Below are 18185 nucleotides of genomic sequence, written 5' to 3'. Positions count from 1 at the left end.
CCGCCGGCAGCTTTCGTCCCCTATTTGAAGCGCCCGCGCGCAAAAGGCGCCGCTACCTGGCCGCGTAGGCCTCGATGCGGCCCCACACCTGCCGGGCCAGCGGCTTGGCGTTGTCCACCGACTGGTACAGCCGGATTTCCATGTGGACGTCGTTGCGCGCGCTGTCGGCGCGCACCAGCGTGCCGGCGCGCAGGTCGGCCTCGACCAGCGTGTGGGGCAGCCAGGCCAGGCCGAAGCCCTGGCGGGCCATGGCGTGCAGCGCGTCGGCCAGGTCCGATTCATAGCGGGTCTGCAACAGCGCCGGCACGCACAGGCCGCGCAGCCGGTCGCCCAGGATGCGGCCCAGCGACATGCTGTCGGCGTACGCCAGGAACGGCACCGCCGGGTCCGAGGCCAGCCTGGGCACCGCATGGCGCGGGTGGCGGCTGCCCGCCGCCAGCGGCGCGCTGACGGCCACCAGCCGGTCGGCGCCCACGCGCCGGCAGCGGTAGCCGGCGTTGTCTATCCGGGCGTAGAGCGGCTCGTGCGCGTGGCACAGCAGGAAATCGACCTCGCCATCCACCAGCATGTCGACGCCGTAGTTCAGGGTGGTGGTGACCACTTTCAGCTGGAACGGCTCCATGCCGCGCTCGACGCTGGCCATGAGCCCCGGCAGCACCGAATGCGCCAGCGTCTTGCCCGAGGCGATGACGATCCTGCGGGCGCGCTGCAGCTCCGGCTTTTGCAGTCCCTCGCGCGTTTCGCGCAGGATCTCCAGGACTTCGACGGCCGCCGCCAGCATGCTGCGGCCCGCGGCGTTGAGCGTGGAGACCTGATGGCCGCGCTCGACCAGCGGCACGCCGGCCCAGTCCTCCAGCGCCTTGATGCGGCGCCCGAAAGCCGGGTGCGTCACGTTGCGAGCCTGCGCGGCGCGCAGCAGGTTGCGCGACTTCGACAGCGCCACGAAGTCTTCCAGCCATTTGATGTCCATGCCGTTTTTCCCGTTGTGCCGTTCCGGCACAGTGGCTGCGCATTTTGCACAAACCCCTGGGCGGGTGCAACTAGCATTCCGGCATCTTTCCTGGAAGCGCCGATGTCCGACTCCCCTGTCCTGCTGAAATCCCTGCGCAGCCATTTCCTGGGCGGCCAAGACGCCGCGGTCCACGGCCTGCCGGTGCTGAGCAAGCCTGTCGTGGGCAATGCCGCGCCGCGGCCGATCGACATGAACGGCAGCTATTGCGCCGGCCAGCTCTACGCGCAGGAATACCGGCTGGCGCGGCCCCGCCACCCCTACCCCGTGCTGCTGTGGCACGGCGGCGGCATGACGGGCGCGCAGTGGGAAAGCACGCCCGACGGCCGCCAGGGCTGGCTGTGGCGTCTGCTGCAGGCCGGCTACGACGTGTTCGTGGCCGACGCGCCGGAACGCGGCCGGGCCTCATGGACGATGTTTCCGCAGATCTACGGATCGGCGCCGATCTTCCGTTCCAAGGAAGAGGCCTGGCACCTGTTCCGCATCGGCCCGGCCGACGGCTACGCGGCGCGCCGCGCCCACCCCGCGCAGCAGTTTCCGCTGGAAGCCTTCGATACCTTCGCCAAGCAGTTCGTGCCGCGCTGGCTGGGCCACGAAGCCATGGCGCTGGACGGCTACCGCCGCCTGCTGGACCTGGCCGGCCCCTGCATCGTCATCGGCCACAGCCAGGGCGGCGGCTACGCCACGCAGCTGGCCCACGAATACTCCGGTTCGATCCGCGCGCTGGTGGCGGTCGAGCCCACCGGCACGCCGGCCGCCGCGGCCGCCTCCCTGCCCGCGCAGCTGCTGGTGTGGGCCGACCACTTCGGCGCCAGCGCCGCCTGGCAGCGCTACCGCGCCCAGACCGACGCCTATTGGCGCGCGCTGCGCCAGGCCGGCCAGCGCGCCGACGTGCTGGACCTGCCCGCCGCCGGCATCGCCGGCAATTCGCATTTCTGCATGCTGGACCGCAACAGCGACCGCATCGCCGAACTCATCGTCGACTGGCTCGCACGCCTCGACTAACCTTGCTCTGGAGACACTGATGACACTGAAGAAAATCGCGATCGCCCTGGCGTTCATGAGCGGCGCCTCGCTGGCCGCGGCCCAGCCGGGCGGCGGCTATCCCGACAAGCCGATCCGCATGATCGTGCCGTTCGCGCCCGGCGGCACCGCCGACATCATCGGCCGCGTGTTCGCCGCGCAGCTGGGCACGGAACTCGGCGCCACCGTGGTGGTGGAGAACAAGGCCGGCGCGGGCGGCTCGATCGGCACCCGCTTCGTCGCCGACTCGGCGCCCGACGGCTACATCCTGCTGCTGGCCTCGTCCAGCACCCACGGCACCAACCCGGCGGTCTACAAGAACCTGAGCTACGACGCCGCGCAGGACTTCACCGCCATCACCCAGCTGGTGACCGTGCCGGGCGTGCTCAGCGTCACCAAGGACTTTCCGGCGGCCGACCTGCAGGGCCTGGTCGCCGCGGCCAAGGCCGATCCGCAGAAGTACACCTACGCCTCGTCGGGCGCGGGCGGCCTGGGCAACCTGGCCATGGAACTGATGAAGTCGATGACCGGCGCCGGGCTCATGCACATCGCCTACCGCGGCGCCGGCCCGGCCTTCACCGACGTGATCAGCGGCCAGGTGTCGATGATCTGGGAACCGCTGCCGGCGTCGCTGCCGTACATCAAGAGCGGCCAGATCCGCGCCATCGCGGTCGCCGCGGACCAGCGCTCGCCCGAGCTGCCCGACACGCCGACGTTCAAGGAAGCCGGCCTGCCGCGCTATGAAGCCAATGCCTGGAACGGCCTGCTGGCGCCCAAGGGCCTGCCGGACGACGTGAAGAAGGCGCTGCACGACGCCTCGGTCAAGGCGCTGAACGACCCGCAGGTCAAGGCCAAGATGGCCAGCCTGGGCGGCACGGTCGTGGCCGGCACGTCCGAGGACTTCCAGGCCCTGATCGCCCGCGACGTGAAGAAGTGGAAGAACGTCGCGGCCGACGCCAGCATCCAGCTGGATCAGTAAGGACTCAGGCCCCCAGCAGCGCCGGCTCGGCGCTGCGGCCCACGGCCGGCGCCTCGGCGTCGATCACGCGGCCAGCCTGCAGCTTGAACACCGCCACGGCCTCGCGCAGGCGCTGGGCCTGGGTTTCCAGCGAGGCGGCGGACGCGGCGGCCTGCTCGACCAGCGCCGCGTTCTGCTGCGTCACGCTGTCCATCTGCGACACCGCCTGGTTGACCTGCTGGATGCCTTGCGACTGTTCCTCGGACGCGCTGGAGATCTCGTTGATGATGTCCGTCACCCGGCGCACCGAACTCACGATCTCCTGCATGGTGGCGCCGGCGGCCTCCACCTGATCCGAGCCGACCGACACTTTCTGCACCGAATCGTCGATCAATCCCTTGATTTCCTTGGCGGCGGCGGCGCTGCGCTGGGCCAGCGCGCGCACTTCGCTGGCCACGACCGCGAAGCCCTTGCCCTGCTCGCCGGCGCGCGCGGCTTCCACCGCGGCGTTCAGCGCCAGGATGTTGGTCTGGAAGGCGATGCCGTCGATCACGCCGACGATGTCGGCGATGCGGTTGGAGCTGTCGGCGATGCCGCGCATGGTGCCGACCACGTCGCCCACGGCGCGTCCGCCGCGCGCGGCCACTTCGGAAGCGGCCGTGGCCAGTTCCGAGGCGCTGCGCGAGCTTTCGGCGTTGTTGCGCACGGTGGACGAGAGTTCGTCCATGCTGGCGGCGGTTTCCTCCAGCGACGCGGCCTGCTGCTCGGTGCGCGAGGACAGGTCGATGTTGCCGGCGGCGATCTCGCGCGCGCCGGTATGGATTTCCTCGACGCCCAGGCGCACGGCCGACACGGTGCGCGCCAGGCTGTCCTGCATGCGCTTGACGGTGCCGTACAGCGCGCCGATTTCATTGTTGCCGCGCTGCTCGATGCGGTTGGTCAGGTCGCCCGCGGCGATGCGGTCGAACAGGCGGCCGGCCTCGTGCAGCGGGCGGAACACCGCGCGCGCGAACACCACGTACAGGCCCACCACCAGCACGCCCACCACGGCCAGCAGGCCGATCAGCAGCGCGATGGCGCCGTTGATGCGGGCCGAGGCCTCGCGCGCCACGCGCTGGCCGACCTCGTCGGCGTAATCCAGGTATTTCTGGATGGCGGCGGTGAAATTCAGGCCCAGCGGCGTGACTTTTTCCAGGTTCAGGCGGCCGGCCTCCTGGGCGTTGCCGGCGCGGATGGCGGCGATCATGGGCACGATGGCGTCGCGGTGGTAGACGTCATAGGCCGCCAGCGCGGCGTCGAACAGCGGCTTGCCTTCGGCCGTGGTCTCGGGCGTCTGGCGCGCGGTCTGGATCAGGTCGGCGGCCTCTTTGGTGTAGCGGTCCAGGCGCTGCATGCTGGCCAGGTTGTCGATGCGCTTGCCTTCCATCAGCGCGGTCTGCGCGGCCACCAGCACCAGCCGGGCGCGCAGCAGCTCGCTGGCGGCGCCGTCCACGGCGTTGGCGCGGACCAGGTTTGTTTCCAGCAGGCGTTCGATGGAGTTGCGGTTGGAGGTGAGCTGCTGGTAGACCGCGATGCCGGTCACCAGGAAAAGCGTGAAGAAAACGACTAAAGCGGTCGTCAAGACCGCGCGGATACTTAAATTCTTGAACATGAGGGGGAGGAACTCCGGGGGGTTGCGTAAAGCTTCCCCTATAACGGCGCACTGCAATGAAAAGTTAAATATCTCATTGAGTTACATATCCTCCCCCTTCCGGCGCGCCGTTCAGGCCGGCTTCCACCCTTGCGGCACGCGCGGCTTGTCGATCTGCGCGAAATGGCAGATGGCGTCGGCGATGCCGGAGAAGTCGATCCCGCCGAATTCGCCGGCGCGCGCCAGGCTAAACGACTCATGCACGGCCGCGGCGACCGGCATCGGCACCTTGGCGGCGTGCGCGGCGCCGACCACCAGGGACATATCCTTGTGCGCCAGGTCGATGGTGAATCCGGGCGTGGTGTCGCCAACCAGCACCTTGTTGGGGAAGTTCATGCGCAGCTGGCCGTTGGAAGCGGACGTGCCGTAGAGCACCTGCAGGGTCTTGGTGATGTCCAGGCCGAAGCGCTGCGACAGCGCCAGCGCCTCGGCGTTGACCTGGCACAGCGTGACCGCGACGTAGTTGTTGACCAGCTTGGTGCGCCCGCCCGCGCCCACCGGGCCGCAGTGGTAGGTGGTGGTGCCCATGGCGTCGAGCAGCGGCTTGACGCGCTCGAAATCGGCGTCGCCGGCGCCCACCATGAAGAGCGATTCGCCGCGGTCGGCATGTTCGGCCAGGCGCCCGACGGGCGCGTCCACCACCGTCATGCCGTGGGCCTGCGCCTGTTCCTGCAGGCGGTCGGTGGCCAGCGGATCGATCGTGCTCATGTCCATCAGCACGCTGCCGCGGGCGGCGTTGGCGAAGATCCCGCCCTCGCCCAGCGCCACCTGCTCGACCTCCTTGGACGAGGGCAGCATCGTGATGATGACCGCGCAGCGCCGCGCCACGTCGGCCACGTCCTTGCCCTGGGCGGCGCCGGCCGCCGCCAGCTCCTCCATGGCCTGCCGGTTGATGTCCAGGACCACGAGCTCGAACCCCGCCTTGCGCAGGTTCAGCGCCATGGACTTGCCCATGCGTCCCAAGCCGATGAAACCGATTTTTTCCATGCCAGTCTCCTCTCTGTCGGCGTTCGAGCGCCGATCGTGTCGCGCGGTTGCTCAATAGCCGATGTAGGCCGTCTTGGTCGAGGTGTAGAAGTCCACGGCGTAGCGGCCCTGTTCGCGCGGGCCGAAGCTCGACGCCTTCACGCCGCCGAAGGGCACGTGGTAGTCCAGGCCGGCGGTGGGCAGGTTCACCATGGTCAGGCCGCTGCGCACGTTCAGCCGGAAGTGGTTGGCGTGCTTGAGCGAGGTGGTGCAGATGCCCGAGGACAGGCCGAAAGCCGTGTCGTTGGCGACCTGCAGCGCCTCGTCGTAGCCCGACACCCGGATCACCGCGGCCACCGGGCCGAAGATCTCCTCCTGGTTGATGCGCATGGCGTTGCTGCTTTCGGTGAACAGGGTCGGACGCAGGAAATGGCCGGCCGTGGCCGCCTCGGCGCGCTTGCCGCCTTCGGCCAGGGTGGCGCCCTCGCTGCGGCCCAGCTCGATGTAGCCCAGGATCTTCTCCAGCTGGGCGGCGTTGATGACCGGGCCGATCTGCGTGCCGGCGGTGCGCGGATCGCCCACCACCAGCTTGCGCATCCTGTCGGTCAGGGCCTGCACGAAGCGGTCGTGGATGCCGTCGGCCACGATCAGCCGGCTGGACGCGGTGCAGCGCTGGCCGGCCGAATAGAAGGCGCCGTTGAGCGCGCACTCCACCGCCACGTCCAAGTCCGCGTCGTCCAGCACCACCAGCGGGTTCTTGCCGCCCATCTCCAGCTGCACCCGCATCATGCGTTCGCTGGCGCCGGCGGCGATCTTGCGGCCGGTGGCCACGCTGCCGGTGAAGCTCACGGCGTCTGCGCCGTCGAGCAGCGCCTGGCCCGCCGCCGCGCCGTAGCCGTTGACCAGGTTGGCCACGCCCGCCGGCAGGCCGGCGCGCTCCAGGATGGCGAACAGTTCCCAGGCCGCGCCGGGCGTGTGTTCGGAAGGCTTGAGCACCACCGTGTTGCCGAAGGCCAGGGCCGGCGCGATCTTCCAGGCCGGGATCGCGATGGGAAAATTCCAGGGCGTGATCATGGACACCACGCCCACCGGATGGCGGCTGATCTGCACGCCGATGTCCGGGCGCACGGAGGGCAGGTTTTCGCCGCCGTAGCGCACCGCCTCGCCGGCGAAGAACTGGAACACCTGGCCGGCGCGCATCACCTCGCCCACCCCGTCGGCCAGGGTCTTGCCGGCCTCGCGCGAGACCAGGGCGCCCAGCTCTTCCTTGCGCGCCAGGATCTCGTTGGCCGCGCGGAACAGGATGTCGCTGCGCAGCTGCGTGCTGCTGCGCTCCCAGGCGGGCGCGGCGTCGCGCGCGGCCTGCACCGCCTGGCGCATCTGCGCCTGGTCGGCGCTGGCGTACAGGCCGATCACGTCCGCGGGGTCCGCCGGGTTGAGGTTCTCGATCGCATCGGGGCCTTCCACCCAGGCGCCGCCGATGTAGTTTGCTTTCTGCTTCACTGTCTGCTCCTAGTTATGGTCTTTGATCGTTTCACGCGTGGCCGCCCTTGCCCTTGCCCAGCACCGCCTCGCGAAAGCGCGACCGGAGATAGGGACCGTCGCGCGGCGGCAGGCTGCCGGGCTCGGGCGCCGAAGACACTTTTAACACCAGGCATTGCAGGCCCGGTTCGCGCAGGGCCGGAATGCGGTCCGACAGCTCCGCCTCGCTGCGCACCGTGGCCGCGTCCGCGATGCCGCAGGCGCGCGCCACGCCGGCGATGTCCACGCCGCGCCCCGAATGCGCCGGCTGCATGCCGGTCTCGCCGTAGTGCTCGTTGTCGATCACGATGATCTTCAGGTTCGAGGGCGCGCGCACCCCTATGGTGGCGAGCGAGCCCAGGCCCATCATCATTTCGCCGTCGCCGACGAAGGCCAGCACCTGCCGGCCGGGCTGCGCCAGCGCCAGGCCGAAGGCCACCATGCAGGCCCCGCCCATCGCGCCCCAGACGTAGAAATTGCGCTCGTCGTCGCCCGCGGCCGACGTGTCGTATGTGGGATTGCCCAGGCTGGCCACCACCAGCGCGTCGCCGCGCCTGTCGAGTATGCGGGCCACCGCCGCCCGCCGGTTCATCGTCGCCGTCGCGTTCATCTGCATGGTCCCGTCCTACTTGCTGAAGTTCTTGATGCCCAGCACGCGCTGGGAAATCACCACGGCCACCGCCCGGTTCGAATTGAACGCGAGCAGGCTGGCCGCCCGCACCGTTTCGGGCGCGTCCTCGCCGCGGTCGACGCGCTGCACGTAGACGCCTGCCGCTTCCAGCGCCGCCACGGCCGACTGGCCCATGGGACATTGCCAGGGATTGAACTCGCCCCATTCGCCGCGCATGGTGACCAGGCACAGCAAGGGCATGCGGCACTCCTGCGTCAACGCCAGCATATTGATGCAGTTGCCCACGCCGCTGGACTGCATCAGCAGCACGCCCTTGGCCCCGCCCAGCCAGGCCCCGCCCAGCATGGCCACGCCTTCTTCTTCGGTGGTGAGCGAAATCGCTTCCACGTCGGGGTCCGCCTCGAACAGCTTGATCAGCCGGCCGTGCCCGGCGTCGGGCACGTACGCCATTTGCGTAATGCCGGCTTCCTTCAAGTTCCGATAAACCAGCTCGGGCCAACTTTCCGCCATGATTGCCTGCCTCCGGTAAGGGATGGGAATTCAGATCTTTGCCTGCAGCTTGCACACGCCGGGCTTGGTCGGCGCATAGGCCTCTTCGCCGGGGATGGTGGCCACTTTCCGGTAGTAGTCCCACTCGCCCTTGGAGGCCGAGGGCGACTTGACCTGCATCAGGTACATGTCGTGGACCATGGCGCCGTCGGCCCGGATATAGCCCTTGGTGAACATGTCGTCGATCTGCATGGACTTCAGCGCGTTCATGACCGCGTCCGAGTCGGTGGTGCCGGCGCGCTCCACCGCCTTCAGGTAGGTGGTGGTGGCGGAATAGTCGCCGGCCTGGAAGGTGGTCGGCATCTTCTTGTTGCGCTCGTGGAAGCGCTTGCTGAACGCGCGCGAGCGTTCGTCGAGATCCCAGTACCAGCCGTCGGTGAGGTACATGCCGGCCGTGGTGTCCAGGCCCAGGCTGTGGATGTCGGTGATGAACACCATCAGGCCGGCCAGGCGCATCTGGTCGCTCACGCCGAATTCCTTGGCCGTCTTGATCGAATTGATCAGGTCGCCGCCGCCGTTGGCCAGGCCCAGCACCTGCGCCTTGGAGGCCTGGGCCTTCATCAGGTAGGACGAGAAATCCGAAGTATTGAGCGGATGGCGGGTGGTGCCGGAAACAGAACCGCCGTTGGCCTGCACCACGTCCATGCTGGCCTTCTCCAGCGAATAGCCGAATGCGTAATCGGCGGTCAGCATGAACCAGCTCTTGCCGCCCTGCGCCACCATGGCCGCCGCCGTGCCGCGGGCCTGCGCCGAGGTCGAATAGGTGTACCGCACCGTGTAGGCGTTGCAGGCCTCCTCGGTCAGGCTGTCGGCGCCCGCGCCGGCGCTGATGAAGACCTTTTTCTTCTCGGCCGCGATGGTGCTGATGGCCAGCGAGGCCGACGAGTTGGAGCCGCCTATCACCAGGTCGACCTTGTCCTGGTCCCACCACTGGCGAGCCCGGTTCGACGCGATGTCGGCGCGGTTCTGGTGGTCGGACGCCAGCACTTCTATCGGCTTGCCCAGCACCTTGCCGCCGAAGTCCGCCACCGCCATGCGGATCGCGTCCAGGCCGCCGACGCCGTCGAAGTCCGAATAAGGACCGCTCATGTCCGTGACGAAGGCGATCTTCACCGTGTCGCCCTGGGCGCTTGCCGCTCCCGTCCCGCAGATGCCGACTACCGCCAACGCGACGGCACCTAACACTTTCGTACTGGTTTCCACGTCTTGTCTCCTTGCTGTGTCGGCCTTGCCGCAGGATCGCCAAAGCCATCTCTGTTTTTAATAATATATTCACCTACGATCTATTTCTTTCATATCGTTTGCCCCTAGACCGACATTCGGCGCCGGTTTCCGATCCCTATAATCCGGTATCGCCCGCCCCTCCCGCGCACCATGGATTTACGCCAGATCGAGTGTTTTCTCTGCCTGTACCGCAACGGCGGCATGACGCGCGCCGCCGCCGAGCTGGGCATCGTCCAGTCCGCGCTGAGCACGCAGCTGGCCAAGCTGGAAAAGACCTTGAAGGTTCAGCTGTTCGAACGCTCCAGCCGCGGCGTCACGCCCACGGCCGCGGGGGTGGATCTGTACAAGATGCTGCTGCCGCTGTCGAAGGAAGTGGAAAGCGTGCGCCAGCGCATGCTGGACCTGAGCGGCGGCACGTCGGGATTGATACGGGTGGGCACGGTGCCGTCGCTGGGCGCGAGCATCGTGCCGCGCGCGCTCTCGCTCTACAGCGCCGAGAACCGCGACGTCACGATCCGGCTGACCGAGGCCTATAGCGCGGGGTTGGTCGAGCGCCTGGACGCCGGCGAGCTGGACGTGGCCATCGTCAACCTGATCCAGCCGGTGCGCAGCCTGGAGATGCGGCCGCTGGTCAGCGAGGAACTGGTGCTGGTGACCGCCGCCGGCAGTCCGCTGCGCAACGTCGAATTCAAGGACCTGTCGATCGACGCGCTGATCGTGCCGTCGCTGGGTCAGGGCCTGCGCGCCATCATCGATCCGGTGCTGAAGAAACGCGGCGCGGCTGCACGCCCGCGCCTGGAAATGGACGCGCTGACCCCGACGCTGGAGCTGGTGAAGTCAGGCGCCTGGGCCACCATCCTGCCGGTCAGCGCCATCGCGCACGAACTGGACGCCGGCGCCCTGTCGGTACGCCGCATCCACGCCGACATGCAGCGCCAATTGGTGGTGGTGAATCATCCGCGTCGCCCGCTCAGCCTGGCGGCCCAGCGCTTCGTGGCCGCGCTGGCCGCCGAGGCGCAGGACGCGGTCACGCGCGCGCAGCGGTTCATGAAGTCGTTGAAGCGTGCGTCGTAGGATGGGTGCAGCGCGCGGAGACCCGGGCCAGAACCCAGATCCCCAACGCGCGGAACCCATCAGGCGAGCCAGACGCGGGCATTGCGGAACATGCGCATCCACGGGCTGAACGCGCCGCCGGCGTCGGCCGCGCCCCACTTCTCGGGCGCCCACGACATCATGACGTTGCGGGTCACGCGCTCGGGGTGCGGCATCATGACCGTGAAGCGGCCGTCGGCAGTGGTGACCGCGGTCAGGCCGCCGGGGCTGCCGTTGGGGTTGAACGGATAGGCTTCGGTGGCTTGGCCGCGGTTGTCGATATAGCGCGCGGCGGCCAGCACACGGGCGGCGTCGCCCTGCTGCGAGAAGTCGGCATAGCCCTCGCCGTGGGCCACGGCGACCGGCACGCGCGCGCCTTCCATGCCGGCGAAGAAGATCGACGGCGACTTGGCCACTTCCAGCATGGACAGCCGCGCCTCGTACTTTTCCGACTGGTTGCGCGTGAAGCGCGGCCAGAATTCGGCGCCCGGGATCATGGGCGCCAGCGCGGCCATCATCTGGCAGCCGTTGCACACGCCCAGCGCAAAGGTGTCGGGGCGCGCGAAGTACGCGGCGAACTGATCCGACAGCTTGCTGTTGAAGCGGATGGTGCGCGCCCAGCCTTCGCCGGCGCCCAGCACGTCGCCGTAGCTGAAGCCGCCCACGGCCACCAGGCCCTGCGCCTGCGCCAGGTCCACGCGGCCCGACAGCAGGTCGGTCATGTGCACGTCGATGGCCTCGAAGCCGGCGGTGTCGAAGGCCCAGGCCATTTCCACCTGGCTGTTGCAGCCCTGCTCGCGCAGGATGGCTACGCGCGGGCGCTTGCCGGTGTTGATGAACGGCGCGGCCACGTCTTCCTGCGGGTCGAAGGCCACGCTGGGGCTCATGCCCGGGTCCTGGGTATCGTTCCAGACGTCCAGTTCGGCCTGGGCGCAGGCCGGGTTGTCGCGGCGCGCCATGATGCGGTAGGAAACTTCGCTCCAGGCGCGGCCGAGGTCGGCGCGCGGCTGGCCCCAGACCTTCTTGCCGTCGCGGTAGAACTCCACTTCGTCGGCGCCGTTCAGGCCGCCGATGACGTGCGAGTGGGCCGACAGGCCCGCGCCGCGCAGCACCTGCATGACGGCGTCGCGCTGCGAGGCCGGCACCTGGATCACGGCGCCCGCCTCTTCCGAGAACAGCGCCTTGAGCGTGAGTTCGTCGCGCTGCACCGCCACCTGCTCGGGGCGGATCTTGAAGTCGCCCCAATCCGCCGATTGCGGATCGAAGGTCAGCATGTCCAGGTTGACCGAGATGCCGGTGCGGCCGGCGAAGGCCATTTCCACCAGGGTCGCGAACAGGCCGCCGTCGGAGCGGTCGTGGTAGGACAGGATGGAGCCGGCTTCGGCCAGCGTGCGGATGGTGACGAAGAAGGCGCGCAGGTCCTGCGGCGCGTCGATGTCCGGCACGGTCTCGCCGACCTGGTTATAGACCTGCGCCAGGATCGAGCCGCCCATGCGATGGCGTCCGCGCCCCAGGTCGATCAGGATCAGCACGCTGTCGCCGGCGTCGGTGCGCAGCTGCGGCGTGAGGCTGGCGCGCACGTCGGCCACCGGCGCGAAGGCCGTGACCACCAGCGAAACCGGCGCCACCACCTGGCGCTGCTCGCCGTCCTGCTGCCACGAGGTCTTCATGGACAGCGAATCCTTGCCGACCGGAATCGACAGGCCGGTCGCCTGGCACAGCTCGCTGACGGCGGACACCGTGTCGTACAGCGCCGCGTCCTGGCCGTCCACGCCGCAGGCGGCCATCCAGTTGGCCGACAGCTTGATGTCTTCCAGGCGCGCCACGTCGGCGGCGGCCAGGTTGGTCAGGGCCTCGGCCACGGCCATGCGGCCCGAGGCCGGCGCGTCCAGCATGGCGATCGGGGTGCGCTCGCCCATGGACATCGCTTCGCCGCGGAAGCCTTCGTAGTCGGCCAGCGTCACGGCGCAATCGGCCACCGGCACCTGCCAGGGGCCAACCATCTGGTCGCGGCTGGACAGCCCGCCCACGGTGCGGTCGCCGATGGTGATGAGGAAGGTCTTGTTGGCCACGGTGGGGTGGCGCAGCACGCGGTAGGCGGCGTCAGTCAGGTCGATGCCGGCCAGGTCCAGCGGCGCGGACACGCCGGGCAGGCGCGTCACCTCGCGCGTCATGCGCGGCGGCTTGCCCAGGATCACGTCGATCGGCACGTCCACCGGACGCACCTCGGCCTCGCCTTGCGGACGGATCGTGTCCAGGCCGGGCAGGCCTTCGCCGTCGACCACGCGCAGCTGGCGCTCTTCGGTGGCCACGCCCACCACCGCGTACGGGCAGCGTTCGCGGCGCGCGATGGCGTCGAAGCGGTCGAGGTCTTGCGGCAGGATCGACAGGACGTAGCGCTCCTGCGATTCATTGCTCCAGATTTCGGCGGGCGACAGGCCGGATTCTTCCAGCGGCACGCGCTTCAGGTCGAAGATGGCGCCGCGGCCGGCGTCGTTGACCAGCTCGGGGAAGGCGTTGGACAGGCCGCCCGCACCCACGTCATGGATGGCGATGATGGGGTTCTTGTCGCCCTGCTGCCAGCAGCGGTCGATGACTTCCTGGGCGCGGCGCTCGATCTCGGGGTTGCCGCGCTGCACGGAGTCGAAGTCCAGCTCGGCCGAGTTGCTGCCCATGCTGATGCTGGAGGCGGCGCCGCCGCCCATGCCGATGCGGAAACCCGGGCCGCCCAGCTGGATCAGCAGCGCGCCGGGGGGAATGACTTCCTTGTGCGTCAGGCCGGCGTCGATGCTGCCCAGGCCGCCGGCGATCATGATGGGCTTGTGGTAGCCCCAGCGGGTGCCGCCGGCGGTCTGCTCGAACGAGCGGAAGTAGCCCAGCAGGTTGGGACGGCCGAATTCGTTGTTGAAGGCGGCGCCGCCGATGGGGCCGTCGATCATGATGGACAGCGGCGAGGCGATGCGATCGGGCAGGCCGTGGTGATCGGCTTCCCAGGGCTGCAGCGCGTCGTCGAAGCGCAGGTGCGAGACCGTGAAGCCGGTCAGGCCGGCCTTGGGCTTGGAGCCGCGGCCGGTGGCGCCTTCGTCGCGGATCTCGCCGCCGGCGCCGGTGGAAGCGCCCGGGAACGGCGCGATCGCGGTCGGGTGGTTATGCGTTTCCACCTTCATCAGCGTGTGCACGACGGTGTCGCGGCGGATGTATTTGGCGCCTTCCGCGCCCTCGCCCGTCACGCCCGGCACGCCGGCCTGGAAGCGCTGCGCGGGGCCGCCTTCCATGATGGCGGCGTTGTCGGAATAGGCCACGACCGTGCCGGCCGGCTGCGCCTTGTGCGTGGCGCGGATCATGCCGAACAGCGTGTTGGGCTGCGCCTGGCCGTCGATCACCCACTGGGCGTTGAAGATCTTGTGGCGGCAGTGTTCGCTGTTGGCCTGGGCGAACATCATCAGTTCCACGTCGGTGGGGTCGCGCCCCAGGTCGCCGAAGGACTTGGCCAGGTATTCGATTTCGTCGTCGGACAGGGCCAGGCCGAGCGTGGCGTTGGCCTCGACCAGCGCCTGGGCGCCGCGCGCCTGCACGTCCACCGTGCGCATGGGCTTGCCGGCCAGCGGCTGGAACAGCGCCTGGCCGTCGAAGCTGGCGTCAACCACGGTTTCGGTCATGCGGTCGTGCAGACAGTCGGCGGCGCGCGCCAGCATGGCTTCGTCGAAGGACTTGGCGCCCAGCAGGCCGCGTTCGGGCGTGATCACGTAGCGCACGCCGCGCTCGATGCGGTGCACGGCCGTCAGGCCGCAGTTGTGGGCGATGTCGGTGGCCTTGCTGGCCCACGGCGAAATCGTGCCCAGGCGGGGAATGACCAGCAGCGCCAGACTCTTGGCCGGCGCCTCGCCCGTGGCCGGCGTGCCGTAGTCCAGCAGTTGGGCAAGCTGGTTCTGTTGCTCGGCCGTGAGCGCGGCGTCGGTGCTGACGAAGTGCTCGTAGCGGGCGGATATGTCGGCCACCGGCAGGCCGGCTTCCTTCAGCTGCGCCAGCAGGCGATCGCGACGGAAAGAGGACAGGACGGAGGAACCAGGCAGATGCTGAACTAGGGACACGATGCGGGCGCCGTATAAGGTAGAAGGAGCAAAAAGCGATTTTACCCGTTTAGGGGGTTTTCCCGGAGCCGCGCTGCAACCGGTCCGTTCAGGCCCCGCCGGCGGCCGAGGTTACAAAAGAATTCCGCCGCCCATGCACGAAGATGGTGCATGGCAATATCTGCGCGCATTTCCTTATGCAGTCCCCGTTTACCTGCCATCCTGGAGGCCTGGCCCGGAAATTTATGCTGCGACGCACCATGTTGCGTCCATCCCGCACCGCGGGAAAACACGAACTATCGCGCCCACGGCGCAACGGTAGGATGCAGCGACCCCACAAATAAAAAGCAAAGCGCCTACCCGCGCGCTGGCCGTTGCCTCATGTCCCGCCCCGAAGCCCCCGCCGAGCCCGTAGAACCGATCATCCCCGCAGAACCCGATCCCGCCGTAAAAGTGCCGCTGGCCATCGAGGACTGGCTGGCCGTGATCCTGCTGGCGGCGCTGGCCATCATCACCTTCCTGAACGTGCTGGTGCGCTATTTCACCGACCAGTCCTTCGCCTGGACCGAAGAAATCTCGGTGTTCCTGCTGATCGTGCTGACCATGGCCGGCGGCAGCATGGCCTTCGTGCGCAACCACCACATCCGCATCGAGATCCTGGCCGACTCGGGTTCGCCGCGCCGCCAGCGCATCATGGCGCTGATCTCCAACGGCTGCGTGCTGGCGTTCTTCCTGCTGCTGACCGTGCTGTCGGTCAAGCTGGTGGCCGACGAATACATCTACGAAGAGACCTCGCCGGCCATCGGCGTGCCGACCTGGTGGTATTCGATCTGGCTGCCCGTCATGGCCGCGGCGATCTCGCTGCGCACCATCGGCATATTGCGCCGCATCGCGCGCGCCCCCGTGGCGGCCGATTCCGCCAGCCGGGGCCAGCCATGATCGCGGGCGTCCTCTTCACCGTCTTCATCGTGCTCATGCTGATCGGCGTGCCGGTCGGCGTGGCGCTGGGCATCGGCGGCACCGTGGCCATCGTGCTGTCCAACCTGGACACGCCCTGGTATGGGCTGTTGACGGTGCCGCAGAACTTCTACGCCGGACTGGCCAAGTATCCGCTGCTGGCCATTCCCATGTTCGTGCTGGTGGGGTCGATCTTCGACCGCTCCGGCGTGGCCAAGCGGCTGGTGGATTTCGCCATCGCCATCGTCGGGCGCGGCCCGGGCATGCTGCCGCTGGTGTCGATCGCGGTGGCCATGTTCCTGGGCGGGATTTCCGGCTCCGGCCCGGCCAGCGCGGCCGCCGTGGGCGCGGTGATGATCACCGCCATGTCGCGCGCCGGCTATCCGGGTTCGTTCTCGGCCTCGGTGGTGGCCGCCGGCGCCGCCACCGACATCCTGATCCCGCCCTCGGTGGCCTTCATCATCTATTCGGTGCTGGTGCCCGGCGCCTCGGTGCCGGCGCTGTTCGCCGCCGGCATGGTGCCCGGCGTCCTGGCCGGCCTGGCGCTGATCATTCCGGCGGTGTGGCTGGCGCGCAAGCACAAGATGGGCGCGCTCGAGGCGCATCTGCCGCGCCCGCCGTTCTGGGCCAGCCTGCGCGAGGCCTCGTGGGGCCTGGCCGCGCCGGTGCTGATCCTGGGCGGGATGCGCATGGGCTGGTTCACCCCCACCGAGGCCGCCGTGGTGGCGGTGTTCTACGGGCTGTTCGTAGGCATGTGCATCCACCGCAGCATCAAGCTGCGCGACCTCTTCACCATTTTGCGCGAAGCGGCCGAACTGTCCGCCGTCATCATGCTGGTGGTGACGCTGGCCGGCATCTTCGCTTGGGCCCTGTCCACGCTCAGCATCATCGATCCCGTCACGCACGCCATCGTCAATTCCGGCCTCGGCGAATGGGGCGTGCTGGCGCTGCTGATCCTGCTGCTCATGACCGTGGGCATGTTCCTGGACGGCATCTCCATTTTCCTGATCTTCGTGCCGCTGCTCATGCCGATCGCCAACGCCTACGGCTGGGACCCGGTGTGGTTCGGCGTGATCCTGACGCTGAAGGTGGCGCTGGGCCAGTTCACCCCGCCGCTGGCGGTGAACCTGATGGTTTCCTGCCGCATCGCGCGCGTGCCGATGGAGTCCACGGTGCGCTGGGTGGTGTGGCTGCTGGGCGCGATGTTCCTGGTGCTGGTGGCGGTGCTTGCCTTCCCGCAGCTGGCGCTGTGGCTGCCCCACAAGCTCGGTTATTGAAGCGGCTGACCTGCATTACACAACAACAGACAGACTAGCAAAGAGAGGAGACGCAACATGAAGTTCCGCAACCTGATCGGCGCCGCCCTGTGCGCGGCGGCAGTGGCGGGCATGGCGCCCGCGCATGCCCAGAACTACAAGTCCGAATACAAGCTCTCGATCGTCGTGGGCACCACCTTCCCGTGGGGCCAGGGCGCCGAAATCTGGTCCAACCTGGTGCGCGAGCGCACCGAGGGCCGCATCAACATCAAGGTCTACCCGGGCACCTCGCTGGTCCAGGGCGACCAGACCCGCGAATTCACCGCCATCCGCCAGGGCGTGATCGACATGGCGGTGGGCTCCACCATCAACTGGTCGCCGCAGGTCAAGCAGCTCAACCTGTTCTCCCTGCCCTTCCTGATGCCCGACTACGCCGCCATCGACTCGCTGGTGCAGGGCGAGGTCGGCAAGCAGATGTTTAAGCTGATCGAGAAGGCCGGCGTGGTGCCGCTGGCCTGGGGCGAGAACGGCTACCGCCAGCTCAGCAACTCCAAGCACGAGATCAAGAAGCCCGAGGACATGAAGGGCATGAAGCTGCGCGTGGTGGGCTCGCCGCTGTATATCGACACCTTCACCGCGCTGGGCGCCAACCCCACCCAGATGAGCTGGGCCGACGCCCAGCCCGCGCTGGCCAGCGGCGCCGTGGACGGCCAGGAAAACCCCCTGTCGATCTACACCGGCTCCAAGCTCTACACCGTGGGCCAGAAGTACCTGACCCTGTGGAACTACGTGGCCGACCCGCTGATCTTCGTGGTCAACCGCGAGGTGTGGAATTCCTGGTCCGAGAAAGACCGCGACATCGTGCGCCAGGCCGCGCTGGACGCCGGCAAGCAGCAGATCGTGATCGCGCGCAAGGGCGTGACGCCCGAGGACCCGTCGCTGCTCAAGGAGATCGAGGGCCACGGCGTCAAGGTCACCTCGCTGTCGCAGGCCGACCATGAAGCCTTCGTCAAGGCCACCAAGCCCGTCTACGACAAGTGGAAAAAGCAGATCGGCGAAGACCTGGTGAACCTGGCCGAAAAGTCCATCGCCAGCCGCAAGAAGTAAGCCCGCAAGAACACAGCAAGCCCCAGGGGAACCGGCGGCGCAAGCCGCCAACCGAGGCAGGGACGCCAGATCCCGCCCGCCAACGGGCGCCGGCCACGAGCCGGCGCCCGTATTTTTTTTGAGGCGGCCCCG

Annotated in this window: 14 protein-coding genes; 6 read left to right on the top strand and 8 right to left on the bottom strand. The window is 68.4% G+C overall.

The features are described from left to right. Positions 1-52: 52 nt before the first annotated feature. Entirely contained in the window at positions 53-970 is a 918-nt protein-coding gene (locus tag AC1IQ6_RS11550; RefSeq protein WP_102772028.1) for a LysR family transcriptional regulator, read from the bottom strand. A gap of 102 nt (positions 971-1072) precedes the next feature. Between AC1IQ6_RS11550 and AC1IQ6_RS11545 the strand changes: the two genes are divergently transcribed. After that, positions 1073-2014, top strand: a complete 942-nt coding sequence (locus tag AC1IQ6_RS11545; protein WP_485866348.1) for an alpha/beta hydrolase — start codon at positions 1073-1075, stop codon at positions 2012-2014. Positions 2015-2033: 19 nt separating this feature from the next. Then, a complete protein-coding gene (locus tag AC1IQ6_RS11540) occupies positions 2034-3011 on the top strand; it encodes a Bug family tripartite tricarboxylate transporter substrate binding protein (protein WP_102772030.1) in 978 nt (325 codons plus the stop codon). 4 nt (positions 3012-3015) lie between these two features. Here AC1IQ6_RS11540 and AC1IQ6_RS11535 read toward each other — a convergent pair whose 3' ends face one another. The 6 genes from AC1IQ6_RS11535 to AC1IQ6_RS11510 all read right to left on the bottom strand — a co-directional run bounded on the left by AC1IQ6_RS11535 (position 3016) and on the right by AC1IQ6_RS11510 (position 9550). Continuing rightward, positions 3016-4641 (bottom strand): methyl-accepting chemotaxis protein, encoded by a 1626-nt coding sequence (locus AC1IQ6_RS11535; RefSeq protein ID WP_102772031.1) that lies wholly within the window; start codon positions 4639-4641, stop codon positions 3016-3018. 111 nt (positions 4642-4752) lie between these two features. Beyond that, positions 4753-5667, bottom strand: coding sequence for an NAD(P)-dependent oxidoreductase (locus AC1IQ6_RS11530; RefSeq protein ID WP_102772032.1), 915 nt, complete (start codon positions 5665-5667; stop codon positions 4753-4755). A 51-nt stretch (positions 5668-5718) separates the two neighbouring features. Then, entirely contained in the window at positions 5719-7149 is a 1431-nt protein-coding gene (locus AC1IQ6_RS11525) for an aldehyde dehydrogenase family protein (protein ID WP_485866347.1), read from the bottom strand. 31 nt (positions 7150-7180) lie between these two features. Then, positions 7181-7783: a thiamine pyrophosphate-dependent enzyme gene (locus AC1IQ6_RS11520; RefSeq protein ID WP_246842353.1), complete on the bottom strand. Its 603-nt coding sequence runs from the start codon at positions 7781-7783 to the stop codon at positions 7181-7183. 9 nt (positions 7784-7792) lie between these two features. After that, positions 7793-8308, bottom strand: coding sequence for a thiamine pyrophosphate-binding protein (locus AC1IQ6_RS11515; protein WP_102772034.1), 516 nt, complete (start codon positions 8306-8308; stop codon positions 7793-7795). Between the two features lie 30 nt (positions 8309-8338). Beyond that, complete coding sequence (locus AC1IQ6_RS11510) at positions 8339-9550, bottom strand: ABC transporter substrate-binding protein (RefSeq protein ID WP_440130622.1); 1212 nt, start codon at positions 9548-9550, stop codon at positions 8339-8341. A 171-nt stretch (positions 9551-9721) separates the two neighbouring features. Here AC1IQ6_RS11510 and AC1IQ6_RS11505 point away from each other — a divergent pair, with 171 nt between their 5' ends. Further along, on the top strand, positions 9722-10645 hold the full coding sequence (locus tag AC1IQ6_RS11505; RefSeq protein WP_102772035.1) for a LysR family transcriptional regulator: 924 nt from the start codon (positions 9722-9724) through the stop codon (positions 10643-10645). 59 nt (positions 10646-10704) lie between these two features. Here the strand turns inward: AC1IQ6_RS11505 and purL are convergent, their stop codons facing one another. Beyond that, positions 10705-14754 (bottom strand): phosphoribosylformylglycinamidine synthase, encoded by a 4050-nt coding sequence (gene purL, locus AC1IQ6_RS11500; protein ID WP_485866346.1) that lies wholly within the window; start codon positions 14752-14754, stop codon positions 10705-10707. A gap of 360 nt (positions 14755-15114) precedes the next feature. Between purL and AC1IQ6_RS11495 the strand changes: the two genes are divergently transcribed. The 3 genes from AC1IQ6_RS11495 to AC1IQ6_RS11485 are packed head-to-tail and all read left to right on the top strand — an operon-like array spanning position 15115 to position 18053. After that, positions 15115-15672, top strand: a complete 558-nt coding sequence (locus tag AC1IQ6_RS11495; protein ID WP_102772037.1) for a TRAP transporter small permease — start codon at positions 15115-15117, stop codon at positions 15670-15672. Then, positions 15669-16967, top strand: coding sequence for a TRAP transporter large permease (locus tag AC1IQ6_RS11490; protein WP_485866345.1), 1299 nt, complete (start codon positions 15669-15671; stop codon positions 16965-16967). The genes AC1IQ6_RS11495 and AC1IQ6_RS11490 overlap by 4 nt, the downstream gene beginning before the upstream one ends. A gap of 57 nt (positions 16968-17024) precedes the next feature. Continuing rightward, on the top strand, positions 17025-18053 hold the full coding sequence (locus AC1IQ6_RS11485; protein WP_102772039.1) for a DctP family TRAP transporter solute-binding subunit: 1029 nt from the start codon (positions 17025-17027) through the stop codon (positions 18051-18053). Positions 18054-18185 lie beyond the last annotated feature (132 nt).

The organism is Achromobacter sp. MUI-25009338, from assembly GCF_057359325.1.
Note: the sequence above shows the minus strand (reverse complement) of the source record. Positions and strands in the feature narration are given on the sequence as shown.